Genomic DNA, 13558 nt, shown 5'->3' with positions numbered 1-13558 from the left:
AACAACCCTCAAACGGATTGTTTCACTAGACTATCAGACAAGGCCACGGACTTCTTTCAAAAATTTAGAAAAAGAAACAGCGCCTTTAATGATTAGAAATCCTCCTATCCACTCGGTCGCTGAAAGAAAGCCCAGCACGCCACCAATGATAAATAAAATAGAAGGTAGCTTTCGAAGTTGTTGATCTTCTTCGAAATAGATTAACATAAAGGTCCCTAATGCAATCATCAAAATCTTAAAAAATGTCAGGAGCAAGGAAAAGGTTACCGTGACGACCAGCACCTTTGAAGGATCTTTATAGATGATGGCACCAGTATAGGATAGCAAAAATCGTAGGACAGGTCCCAAAAGCAAGGTTATGCCTGCCACCATGCCCAGTCTCCAATTGAGTCGAACCAATCTATCTCTCTCCATAAAAACCTCCTTCTCTCGTAGCTATCATTCTACCATATTTGCTCCAGAAACAAAAGACCTTCTCCGTCACAAACAAATCGCCTACCTGCTTTCAGACATCCGAACATAAAAAGAGAAGATCTGTCGATCCTCCCTTTTCATTTTCCAACCCTTATTTCTTAAAAATAGAGGTTCTGAAGTCGTTTGTTTGGTCAAGATAAGCTTTAAAGATTGCTCTCTTCAACTTATGAACGGCACTATCATACTCTGGATTATAGTTGCTCCAACGAGGACTTACAGCATCCTTGAGAACAGCTTGATCCATGAGGGCTTGCAATTCACTCACTTGATTGATGGTCTTGGTCCCATAGCTTGGCCATGGTTTTGTCGGATCTTTAAAGGTCACTTGTTTCAAGTTTTTAAACTGATCCACACGTTCTTTATACATGGCTTTCTTGAAATCTGCCCAAGATGCATACTTGCCTTCAAATACCTTGTCCAATACAAGTTTATCGGTCACCAATCCTCGTTCTTTACCATAGAGATTGATAGTTTTACCTTTTTGTTTGGCAATTTCTTCGTATTGGTTGGAGATATAAGGTACCATTCCATCCTTAAAGCCTTTGGCAGCCAAAAGTTCGTAAGCGATCCGACGTCCCATAAGGTCCCCTGGCGTGCCTTTCTCACTGCTGAGAGCTGAAAAGATTGGGGCAAAGAGTTTAATGGTATAGTAGCCATTTCGTTCATAGTCGCCAGATTGGTACTCACGAGCTGATAAGATGTTGTGGTCAATCAAACTATCAAAACTATTCAGGTTTCGAGCCTCTGCTTCTGTCAATTCTTTGACTACGTTAGTGGCGTAAACCTCATTTCCATCTGCTGGATCTTTCACATACTTGTTCTCAATCTTTCTGAGAGCCGCCATTTTCTGGTAAACATTTAGTTTGTTAACGATTGATTGCCCTTCGAGATATTCCAGCATGTAGATAAGGTCAAACATATTGTGAACATAGTTCTGAAGATCTGTAGCGTTTTGGAATCTCTCTGTCGGATCCAAGACTTGCAGACGGGAGTCCTCTGTACTATCTGATTTTGAGTGTTTCAAGATGGAGTTAATGGTAATGGTTGCGTCACTTGGTTGGTCAGGGGCTTGCAATAAGCCTTTTGCAAAGAACTCTGGTCCCAAGCCACTTCTTCGACCATAGCCGCCAAGGTAAATATCCTGATCCGAATCATGGGTCATCTCATGGGTATATGTAATGGCTCCATCCTTGTCCAGCATACGGTAAGACATATAGTAGACGCCATCCCCTGTAGCGTAAGCTCCATGCTGGTTGTGTACTACCTTATTGCCAACTGGTCCAAAGAAGTTCTTCATGGCAGGATTGGAACTATCAAACTTAGCCTCCACTGTAGCTTTTCCAGATGTTGTGTCATCCCCAAACTTATAGGCATCATAAAGGAGAATCGTACGATAGAGTTTTTCACGTGATTGTTCATCTAAAATGCGATACCAATAATCGTAGTGATCTCGCTGGCGTTTGGCTGTTTCACGCGCATTTTCTTCAACAAAGTCATTGAGAGCCTTGCCCGCTTTATGGTCACTATTTCGGTAGCGATCATAGGCTCCAAATCCTAGACTAGACATGGTCGAGATGACAAATACTGATTTCTCTGGCAAGGTTAGGAGAGGCAAAACCATATTGCGGTATTTCCATGTGGCACTCGTGATGCGATCATAAACACCGATAGAATACTTGGTGCCAGCAAGTCCTTGCTTCGCTTTCACCTCTTCGATAGTGGATTTTTCTTCGACAATGTAAGCCTTAGTCTCTGATTTAAACCAGTCATTGTTACTTGTATTTGGTAAAAAGACTTTTCGGTAATGTTCTAGAGTGCTAAATAAATCTGTCGTTCCACGATGGCTAGCTAGACTAATAGAATAAGTATCAACGTTGTTCTTAGCTAGAAGGTTGTTAAAGCCAGATTTACCCAACTCGATCAGAGTATCTAGTGGTGAAGCATTTCCCTTACCAAAGAAGTCCAGATGGTACAGAACCAGGTCTTTGACGTTTACCTGACCATAGCTGAAGTTATACCACCGTTCCAGATACGTCAAACCAAGTAGCAAGGCTTCCTTGTTGCGTTTGATTTTATCTACAAGATAGCCCTTGGTAACTGGGTTGTCACCAGCAAGTCCAGCATCTGCTGACAAGAGTTTCTTCAAACTGTCTTCCAGATGTTCCTTGGTTTTGGCGAACTGGTCCTCTAGATAGAGCTCAGTCTGCTTAACGTTTGGAGAAATACCGAGCGTCTTTCTGATGGCTTCTGAATGATAGTCAACCTTTTGTAAGTCTGGTAAGACTTGCTTGATGATAGAGCTTTGGTCATACAAGAATTGGTTTGGCGTATAGAGAAGGCCAGTATCTCCTAGACTATATTCTGGTAATTTGGCAAAATCAGCCTGGTACTTGAGATCGAGCTTCTCAGATGAATGACCCTTGTAGTGAAGCAAGAGTTTGTTTGCAGTCTGTTTGTTAGAAATAATGTCTGTGATGACTTGGTCATCCTTCATCATGACTGCTGACAAGAGTTCTTTTTGATATAAAAGGCTGTTCTCATTGACCAGATTTCCGTATTTGACGATGGTTGCCTTGTTGTAGAAAGGTAACAATTTTTCAATGTTCTTATAAGCCAAGGCGCGCTTAGCTTGATAATGAGCCACCTTAGAAAAATCACTGTCTTTCTTGCCACTTGTTGAGAGGGGCTCCACTGTTGGTAGAGTGAGAGGATTGATGGCTGTTTTTTTGCTTTCGATTTGGGAAGCATCTAGCATCGTTCCTCTTTCTTCAAAGGATTCCTTGCTGACGACCTCATCCTTGACTAAGGTGACATTGTAGACTCTGTTGGCCTTGCTGCTGAATGTGTCCTTCACCTTCATTCCATTATAGTGGTAACCGGTAATGGCATTTCCGTTGGTTACATTGACATCACTAAGAACATTGGTCAATCTTCCAGCATGCTTTTCTAGATTAGAAGTTCGATCCCACAAATAGCCTGCTACTCCCGCGACTCTACCAAAGTGCTTGGCATTGTTAATATCGCCTTCAGCATAGCTATCTTGGATTTGTGCATCCTGATCTACTAGACCTGCAAGACCACCCACTGTCTGATCTGAACTATTTGTGTTGGACGAAATGGCTACTGTCGCTTTTGACTTAGTAAGTAAAGCCTTGTCACCTGTCAAATGACCGACCAGACCACCGATATTATAGGCAGCAGTCGTCTCATACGTGTTGATAATTCTTCCCTTGAAACTGCTCTCTGTGATACTTGATTGCTCAGCCTTAGCCAGCAAACCACCGATACCACGTTCACCGGCGAGAACACCATCAACGTGAACTTGCTTAATCTTTGTGCCATTCCGGGCTTCATAGGCCAGTGAACCGATATCATCTTTACCTGAAATAGAGACATTTTTCAGACTCAATTTTTCTACTGTGGCACTACTCAAAATTTCAAACAGTGGTTTTTTCAAGTTGTCAATAGCATACTGCTTGCCATCTTTTTCACCGATCAACTGACCAGTAAAGATGCCCTTGATGTAGGATTTAGCTTCAGGCTCCAACTCCACTTCATTGGCATTCAAACTAGATGCTAAATGATAGGTTCCAGAGAGATTCTGGTTGATAGCTTTGACTAGGTTGCTAAAGGAAGTAAAGGTTGTCGTTTCCTCTCTAGCCTTCTTAGCTAGGTAGAAGGTGAAATTATCGACATATTTATTTTCTAGCTCTTGCTGGAGTTTCTCAGCCTTGGCTGTGATTTTATAAACTGGCTGACCATCTTTTATTTCTGCCGTTATTGAAGCGACTGGTAGATAGATATCTTTAAACGTCGAAGATTTAACCTTGACAAAGTAAGTGTCTGGATTACTTGGGACACCGTCTAAAGAAACGTGTTGTTTATAAGTACCATTGGTCTGACTATACAACTCCAGATCCGAAACATTTCTTAATTCAAGTGTTTTTTCTGGATCTTTTTCTTTTGGTTTTTCTGTCGGAGCTTCCGGTTTTACTTGCTCAGTATTACCAGTATATTCTGGAAGAGGAGCGACTTGTTCCGGTTCAACGATGGCTCCTGCTTGAGTGCCTGTATATTCTGGTAGGGAAGACTGGGTCTCTGGTTCCACAATCGCACCTGATTGAGTATCTGTATATTCTGGTTTTTCAGCTGTCTCTGGGGCTACAACCGCCCCCGCTTGAGTTCCTGTATATTCTGGTGTTGGTGGCACCTGTTCCGGTTCTACGATTGCTCCAGACTGCTCGCCTGTATAGTCTGGTTTGTTAGTCGTTTCTGGTTCCACCAAAGCCCCTGACTGGACGCCCCCAACCTCTGGCACAACTTTTTCCGGTTCAACAATGGCACCAGCTTGAGTTCCCTGATACTCAGGCAATGGAGCAACTTGCTCGGGTTCAACGACTGCTCCTGCTTGGGTGCCTGTATATTCTGTTTTTTCAGCTGTCTCTGGGGCTACAACCGCTCCCGCTTGCTCGCCTGTATATTCTGGTAATGGAGCCTGCGTCTCAGGCTCTCCTTTTCTTGCATACTGAGGTGCTTCACTCGCAGCTACTGCCTTCTTAGTCCCTTTCTCAACTATACGTGGCAAGGCTTCTTCTACTTTAGTTGAGAGAACTTCCCGAGAAATTTCTTGGTTTTCAACTGTGAAAATGCGAACAAGTTCAATCTTCTTTCCAGCACGACCTTCTTGTTTGACATGGATGGTTCCTTCTGTTAGTTCTGGATTTTCCTGCACCACTTCTGAAAAGTCTAGTTTGGTTACAATCGCTTGGTCTTTGTATAGGAGTTCTGGTTTGTTCACGCGACCAGCCAAGACTTCATCCTGAGGATCCACACTCGCAAGACCAGACGGATTTTGATTGGATGAATCTTGAGAAGGGATTGTAGGAGACGGAGCTTTCTGCTCATCTCCTGCCCTTTGTCCACCTTCGTTGGTTTGGAAATGAGGTTGAACCGTGTAGTCTAGTTTCTGATCCCTAGCAGCAGTTTCTTGCTGACTAGAGTCCTTGTCTTTCTTAATATAGCCTAGATAGGTATAACCCGATAAGGCGCGTGGCAATGGCAGACTATCTCCTTGAGATAATTGGTATTCTTGATTGTACTGGAGCAAAAGTTGATTTTCAATAGCCTGAACTGAAGAAGCTAAACCGCTGCCCATCCCTGTTACCAAAATCACATTCAAGAGAGCTTTCTTTTTGCCTTTCTTTTTCGATACGACAAAAATGAGGAGGCCAATCGAAGCCAAGGCTCCACCAGTTAAAACACTAGTAAAGCTATGCTGCCCACCTGTATTGGGCAACTGACCTAGCTGGGCTTTCTCATCCATACGGTAGACTAGATAATAGGTGCTCTCACTATCTTCCGCAATTTTAGGAATGTCCTTTACAATCAAGTCCTTCTCTTGACTACTTAGCTCTGTATCCGTCACATATTTGTAGTGAACAGCTGCATTTTCTTGAGCAAATACGGTTCCACTACTAGCAATGGACACAAAAAATAGGCTTGAAATCGAAGCTGACACAAGTCCAATTGCTAATTTTCGTAAGGAGAAACGATGCTGCTTCTCTCCAAAAAACTTTTTCATTCTAAATCCTCTCAACTATTCAACCTCTATCAAGAAAATAACTAGCATTATATTTTGATATAGGTATTTCACATCCACCATTATACTATAAAAATACTTCCTTGTCTCCAATAAATGCTTTAGATTTCACGAATGTCAAAGCTTATTTATCTTGTAAAATTTATCCGTCGTTGATGACAAAAAAAGAAGGCTAAGCGCCTTCTCTTATTTGAAAATATTCCTAACAAAAAGTCATTATTCTTGAATCTCGAATTTTTTCAAAAGTCCAAAATAGAGGGATCCACCAATGATTGTCAGAATTCCTCCTACCCAGCCCAAGAATGGGATCAATCCAACAGAACCACCCACGATAAACAAAACAGACGGTGCAGGGGTCACACGCTCATCGTCCTTGTAATAGACAATAGACACAATTCCTAAAACCAAGACAGCAATTTTTACCAATGCCAAAATGATTGAAAAAATCGTCAATATACCAACTGTTGCATCAGAGTCCTCCGTCGCCGCAGCAGCCCCAACAGCTATCATAAACATAACAAGAGGTGCCAACAGTAAGACGATACCTGAAATAAGACCAAAAATCGCATTTACGCGAGCAAGTGTATTTGTTTTCATCCGAATCTCCTTAAAAAATTTTTACAACTATCATTTTATCATATTTTCATGAAAAACAAAAGAAATTTCAAAATGAGGATACTAGATGGTGAATGATTTCAAATTTCTAAACAGACATTTCGAGCAAGAAATATATCATGTATCAATTTGTTTGTAAATTCATTCGTTTTTGTACTAAGCAAGCCGTTCCCCTAAAAAAAGAAGATCACTTGGATCTTCTTTTTTCGTGTCTGTTTTTACAAGAGACTTATCTTTCAAAGATGGACTGTCTGAAGTCGTCTGTGGCACGTAGATAAGCATTAAAAATACGATACTTGAGCTGGGCGACACTGCTCTTAGAGCTATCTGATAAGGCACGATCAATGTTCTTAGCTGAAGCATCCGCTAGTACTGCTAAGTACATATAATCTTGCAATTCCTCATAAGAAGAAATCGTAATTTGTCGTTTGCTATCTAGTTTTCCGGCTTCAAACTCGATGGTGATTGGACGAAGGAATGTTTGCGCCTTGTTGTATCGCTCATTCAACATAGCTTTCTTCAAATCCTTCCATGATTCATACTGACTACCGTAGAGGTTTTTAAGGATTAGATCATCTCCAACTACACCGACATCTCCTCTGTTCCAGATTGAGTAGGTCTTATTACCTTCTTTAAGCGCTTGGCCGGAGTATTGGCCAGATACATATGGGACAAATCCTTGTTGGTAACCCTTGTCTCCGAGCAATTCATAGGCTCTACGGCGGAACATAAGCCCACCAGGTGCACCAGTTGGATTGTCCAGAGCTGCATAGAAGGAAGCAAACATATTGATGACATAGTAGCCATTTCGTCCAAAGCTAGCTCTATCCCAACCATCGCGACGTCCAATGATATTATGATCAACCAGAGCATCGACAGATTTTAGTTTGGCTGCTTCTTCAGCTGTTATTGGAACAATTCGATCATCAGCGTGAGCTTGTTTACCATAAGACGTATTCTCAAATTTATAATTTTCAGCCTTACGGTACCATTTCATTTTCTGCTGATCAGTTAGAACTCCAGTAACAATATCCCCTTCTACATAATCCAGAAGGTTCAGTACGTCAAAAACTCCATGCATGTAATCGCGAAGTGCATCTGCTGAGGAGAATCGAGCAACAGGATCATAGGTATGGTAACGAGAGGTCGAATCTTTATCTCCTTGATAGAAACTATTGAGAACGAGACCTTTTTCGCTAACATTGGTTACAGACTCTAACATTCCTGTAGCAAAACTCTCAGGTCCTTCACCCTCACGACGACCATGTCCTTCAAAATAGATAGAACCATCCGAGTTGTGGGTCATTTCATGGGTATAGACCATGGTTCCAGAAGCACCCAGCATCTGGTCATAGACGTAGAAGACTTCATAACCATTAGCAAAGGCCCCTAGTCCATTGTCTCCGTGATACTTCCCAGCAGGGCCAAAGAAATTGTACATAGAAACAGAGGTCTTATCATTACGCGGAGCCCAATATTGCTGGCCTTTATCATTATAAAGAAAGAAACCGTCTGTAACGATCACCCGTCTGAATAGAGTGTCTTTCCTGTTTGGACTTAAAATGTTGTACCACATGTCATAGTGGTTTCGTTGCCATTCAGCTGATTGATCCACAAGTTTTTCAACGTGTCGATGGAGTTCCTCGCCTGAGAGAACTCTGCCACCTTCTTTCCTGTAGCCTCCAAAGCTACCAAAGGCAATGGTCGACATATTGCTGATGATATAGACATCTCTTTCAGGTAAGGTCAGAAGCTGGAGAACCATTTGCTTGAAGCCCCAATCTCCCTGAGTCAGTCTGTCGTAGACCTTGATTGTATACTTACTCTTACGATCTGCATTGTCTTGCTTAGCCTGAATTTCTGGCAGACTTGAACGAGCTTCTACGATATAAGCCTTAGTATTTTCCTTGAACCATTCACTGTTGGTTTTGTGTGGCAAGAAGAGTTCACGCAGACTTTCTAAGTAAGCAAAGAGGTCTCCTTTGCCTTTTTCCTTGGCTAGGGATTGTCGGTAAGCATTGAAGTTGTTTTGCGCTCGAAGATTGCCCATTCCAGAGTTCCCGAGAGCGATGATAGTATCCAGTGTCGAAGCTTCTTGATTGCCAAAGAAATCAAACTTATAGGCATTAAGATCTTTGGTATTGAACGTTCCATAGTTGACATTGTACCAGCGGTTGAGATAGGTCAGACCAAGCATGAAGGCCTCTTTGTTCTTCAGAATCTTTTGGCTAATCGCATCCGCTACAGCAGGGCCTAGGGTGTTAATCGACTTGTCAACTGAAAGCACCTTGAGGAGCTCCTGACCTAGTTCAGCCTTGGTTTGTTCAAAGGCTTTTTCTAGATAAAGATCATCTAAGGAAGCTGTTTCACCAATCCCTAATACTTTACGCACTGCAGCCGAGTCATAGGTCACAGCTCTGAGTTCATCCAAGACACTCTCTTTAATGGACTGGTAGTCAGATAAGAAGGCCTCTGGCGTATAGAGCAAATTCTTATCAGCGATGCTATATTCTGCAATCTGGCCATTGGCAAAATCACCCTTGTAGGTCAGATCAAGATAAGCGATCGTCTTATCTGCATAATGCAGCATCAGTCTATTGATTTCACCCTTATGGCTATTGACATCCGTTATCAGAGTCTCATCTTTCATCGGAACTACATCTAGCAGGGCTACTTTGTTGAGTTTATCATCTTCAGCTAATTGGTTAGCTGTATGAACGATAAAGTCTTTGTTGTAGAATGGTAATAGTTTTTCTACATTTTCGTAGGCTTGCTTTCTGGACTCTTGGGCTCCCCTCACTCGACTATAGTCTGTTTGATGCTGGTAAGCTTGCTGCAATGGCTCTTGGTCCGTCAAGTTTGAAGTGATTCCAAAGGACTGACGTTTGGTTTGCGCATCGGCCTCTGAAATAGAACGGACAAAACGCTCATCTTTTCGATTTGCTGTAGTTCCTTCAAGAACATGTGAGTCCCGAACAGAAGCCTCAGGATAGGGATCTCCTGTCATCGCATGCCCATTTTGAACTTTGACACCTGTCAAGACATTTCGGACCTGTCCATTGTTCCAAGTAGATCCGATCGCTCCACCGACTTGGCCAGAATGACCTCCATTTTGGATAGAACCAGTCACATAAGAAGTTTCTAATCTAGCTCCATTTTGCAAGCGACCAATCAAGCCTCCAACACGCTGGTCTCCATTTCGACCCGTTACTTGGATAGATACATCCGCCTGACTCTTCTGCGCCAGTGATTGGTTGCCGTGGAAATTACCAACCAAGCCACCAACATTGTACTCCTGCCCCCCATCTTGGGTGCTGGAGATTGTCCCTTTAAAGGCAACATTGGTTAGTTTTGTGTTTTGGGCAACTCCTACAAGTCCACCGATATGTTTGTTCCCAGATAGACTACCACTTACAGAAACATCCGTAATCGTTGCATTTTGAGCATTGCTAGCCAAGGTCCCTATAGAATCCTTGCCTGTCACTGCAGCCGATTTCAAGGTCAGTTGCTGGATGGTGGCATTTTTCAAGGTTGCAAAGAGTGGTTTTGCCAAGTTGTAGATGGTATAATCTTTTCCATCCACTCGGCTAGTTAGGCTACCTGAAAATTCTTCTGGTACATAGCTTGTCGCAGACTGTTCCAACTGAATCTCATCTGCTGAAACATTCGCTCCTAGTTTGAAGTTTCCAGTCGGGTTTGACTTCATAGCCTCTATGAGCGTTTTGAAGGAAGTATAGACTCCTTCTTGGCTAAGAGGCGTTTTTGGCAGTTCAAAAGAGTAATCTGGACGATAACGATCTCCTTCTCCCTCGACGAGCTGATTAGCTGATACCGTTACGGAGTAGGCATTGCCCTTATCTGTAATCTTAGAAACAGGTAAGAGCATATCCTTGAACTTGTCTGACTGAATGCGGACATAGTAGTTATTCATATCGGACGGCACTTCCGACAGGGATAGGTAACGTCGGTAGTGACTACCATCTTTACCGTACAGTTCGATGCGGTCGATATCTTTGATTTCAACCTTCTTATAATCTAGCTGAACTGGACGTTGATCCTCTATACTCGTTTGTTCCCCTTGACCCAGGTCATATTTCATGACAGTTTTGAGGGTATAAGGAGTATAGTAGTCCAAGTCACCAAGTGTCAATTTTTTAGCGAGGTCCACAAGGTCGACTTCCTTAATTAACGTGTCACCCTTGTATAGCTGCACTTTGGCTGATTGATAGCTAGCTGTAGCATCCGTCAAGTGATAGCTAAGAGAAACTTGGCGTTTGTCTTCTTCCTTCTCGACACGGACTAGAGAGAGGGTTGGTTTTCTCTTGACACCATCCAGAGCTTGACGAGCGGCCTCGAGATCCGTCCGAACTTGATCGACCAAGGCTTGATTGGCGAAAGGATTGTCCAAAACGAGCTTGGCCTGATCTAGAGCACGGCGATAGCGGAGTTTGGCTTGTTCATCAGCATACTGGTAAGCAACTGTAGACTGAGTCACATCCTTCATGTCAAATTCAACTCCAAGAGTTTTCTTATCAACAGGTTGGCCGTCTAGATTATTCTTAGCAGTTTCAAGGGCTTTTTTCAAAGAATCAACCTGTTCTTGACTGGCATGAGATGTCTCAAAGAGAGCTTGGGCATTTGCGACTGCCTCTTTATAAGACTCTTGATCTGCAGTGGTATCATTGAAATACTGATGCGTTTTCTGAATGCTATCGGCCTCTTCCACTAATTGGTGTAAGGGTTCGAGGTCGAGTGTTCCTTTTTCTGGTTCCACAGGAGCGTGATCCGCATTTGTAGAAATTGGTTTTGTACCGACTTTGATAATCTGAGGAACCGCTTCTTTTGTGATAGTGTTAGAGATTTCCTCTGTATTTTCAATTTTTCCATCTACCATGTACTGACGGGTGACGATCGTACGCACTCCATCTTGACCAGCTTGGCTAACTTCCCTTTGCCCCAAAGGCAGTTCTGCACTTTCCACTTCCTTGGTTGGATAGGGTTCGGCAACTGTTGTGGTAACTTCCTTTTCTTCAACGTTTAAGCTCGGAACTTCATTTATTGGAGCGTCTGTTGGTTTCTCGCTAACAGGACCTGTTCCGACTGTTACGATCTCTGAGACTGCTGGAGTTGTCACTTCGTTAGAGATTTCCTGGCTTCTCTCTACTTTGCCATCTACCATGTACTGACGGGTAACAATCGTACGCACGCCATCTTGACCAGCTTGTGTTATCTTGGTCTGGCCAACTGGCAAACTATCACTCTCTACTCGTTCTCGAGTGTAGGGTTCTGCTACCGTCGTGGTAACATCTTTTTCTTCAACCTTTAAGCTTGGAACTTCATTTACAGGAGCGTCTGTTGGTTTGTCACTAACAGGACCTGTTCCGACTGTTACGATCTCTGAGACTGCTGGAGTTGTCACTTCGTTGGAGATTTCCTGGCTTCTCTCTACTTTGCCATCCACCATGTACTGACGGGTGACAATCGTACGCACTCCATCTTGACCAGCTTGGGTTATCTTGGTTTGGCCAACTGGCAAACTATCACTCTCTACTCGTTCTCGAGTGTAGGGTTCTGCTATCGTTGTGGTAACATCTTTTTCTTCAACGTTTAAGCTTGGAACTTCATTTATTGGAGCGTTTGTTGGTTTTTCACTAACGGACTCCCCTGTGTTTGGTTTTGTAGGAGAAAGGACCTTGCTTCCGACTTTTCTAATCTCAGAAGTCGGCTCAGTCGTTACCTGATTGGAAACCTCCTCTGTATGGATTACCTGACCATTTAAAATGTAGCTGCGGGTCACAATGGTACGACTACCATTTTTCCCTGCCTGAATCACCTCAGTTTGACCTTGTGGCAAATCAGCTGCCTCTACTTCCTCCACTTGGAAAGGAATGATCTCTGTACGACTCGTATCTTTACTATCAACCTTTAACTCTGGTTGTTCAAATACAGGAGCATCACTTGGTTTCTGAGCACGATACTCTTCCTGCGCTTGACTTCCGTTTGAAGTTTGAACTGGAGTATCAATAGGAGCCGAATGATTCAACTCTTTCTTGCCATCAACTGGAGATTTTACTGCTTTTTGAGATTTCAAATACCCTACATATTGGTAACCTTCAATCGCAAGAGGTGATTGCAATGCTTCTCCAACCTGTACAGTCAATTCCTGATTATAGTCTGCCAGCATTTGATTTGTCAAAGCCAAGGAAGTTGGCGCAATCAGCTGACTTCCTAAACTGGTCAAAAGCATAAATGAAGCTAGTTTCTTGCGATCATCTCTGCCCAGTTTAATTGCTACGACCAGTAAAACTATGCCTGCCCCCGCTGCAATTGAGCTAATGAGTTGGCTATGACCAGTTGCAGGCAACTGTCTCGTCGGACGATAAATCAAATAGTAAGTATCATCTGTTTCCTCAGCAAACTGTGGCAATTCTTTGACTACCAACTGCTTTTCTTGGTCCGTGAGTTCACTCTCTGTCACGTACTTATAGTGGATCTGTTTTGTGACGGATGTTGTCTGTTCACTAGCTGCTACACTTACAAGAGAACCTCCTCCACTAAAAAGGTAGAAAGTCCCTACCAGAGCAGAAACTAAACCAACCGAAACTTTTCTCAATGAAAAACGCTGGTGCTTTTCTCCTAAATAACTTCTTTTCATTCCTAATCTTTCCTTCATCATGATTTCAATCCCCTCTATTCTACCGAAATTTACTAGATTATTCAATTTATTTGCTATAAATAATAGCCACAAAAAACTGCTAATCTTTTCAGTTCATTTGCGCTTTCAAAATCCTTATCTTATCAGGTCTTGAATGCACAAACAAGATCAGGGAGAATCACAGAAAAAATTCCTAGGTAGCCTTAAACCTAGGA

At 42.7% G+C, this 13558-nt stretch carries 4 protein-coding genes; all 4 read right to left on the bottom strand.

Going from position 1 to position 13558, the window contains the following annotated elements:
- Positions 1 to 33: 33 nt before the first annotated feature.
- The gene (locus MK395_RS09610; RefSeq protein WP_000439021.1) at positions 34 to 414 is read right to left on the bottom strand and encodes a hypothetical protein; all 381 of its coding nucleotides are present in this window, start codon (positions 412 to 414) and stop codon (positions 34 to 36) included.
- Between the two features lie 151 nt (positions 415 to 565).
- Positions 566 to 6055 carry a ZmpA/ZmpB/ZmpC family metallo-endopeptidase gene (locus MK395_RS09605; protein ID WP_268711761.1) on the bottom strand — a complete coding sequence of 1830 codons (5490 nt, stop codon included), beginning with the start codon at positions 6053 to 6055 and terminating at the stop codon, positions 566 to 568.
- Positions 6056 to 6289: 234 nt separating this feature from the next.
- On the bottom strand, positions 6290 to 6670 hold the full coding sequence (locus MK395_RS09600; RefSeq protein ID WP_268711760.1) for a hypothetical protein: 381 nt from the start codon (positions 6668 to 6670) through the stop codon (positions 6290 to 6292).
- 247 nt (positions 6671 to 6917) lie between these two features.
- Complete coding sequence (locus MK395_RS09595; RefSeq protein ID WP_268711759.1) at positions 6918 to 13343, bottom strand: ZmpA/ZmpB/ZmpC family metallo-endopeptidase; 6426 nt, start codon at positions 13341 to 13343, stop codon at positions 6918 to 6920.
- Positions 13344 to 13558 lie beyond the last annotated feature (215 nt).

The organism is Streptococcus oralis (assembly GCF_026782085.1).
GTDB lineage: Bacteria > Bacillota > Bacilli > Lactobacillales > Streptococcaceae > Streptococcus > Streptococcus oralis_DA.
Note: the sequence above shows the minus strand (reverse complement) of the source record. Positions and strands in the feature narration are given on the sequence as shown.

What these genes read in the sequence shown, in the direction of transcription:
- MK395_RS09605 (WP_268711761.1), bottom strand. Translation starts at nt 6,055, where the DNA reads ATGAAAAAGTTTTTTGGAGAGAAGCAGCATCGTTTCTCCTTACGAAAA.
- MK395_RS09610 (WP_000439021.1), bottom strand. Translation starts at nt 414, where the DNA reads ATGGAGAGAGATAGATTGGTTCGACTCAATTGGAGACTGGGCATGGTG.
- MK395_RS09595 (WP_268711759.1), bottom strand. Translation starts at nt 13,343, where the DNA reads ATGAAAAGAAGTTATTTAGGAGAAAAGCACCAGCGTTTTTCATTGAGA.
- MK395_RS09600 (WP_268711760.1), bottom strand. Translation starts at nt 6,670, where the DNA reads ATGAAAACAAATACACTTGCTCGCGTAAATGCGATTTTTGGTCTTATT.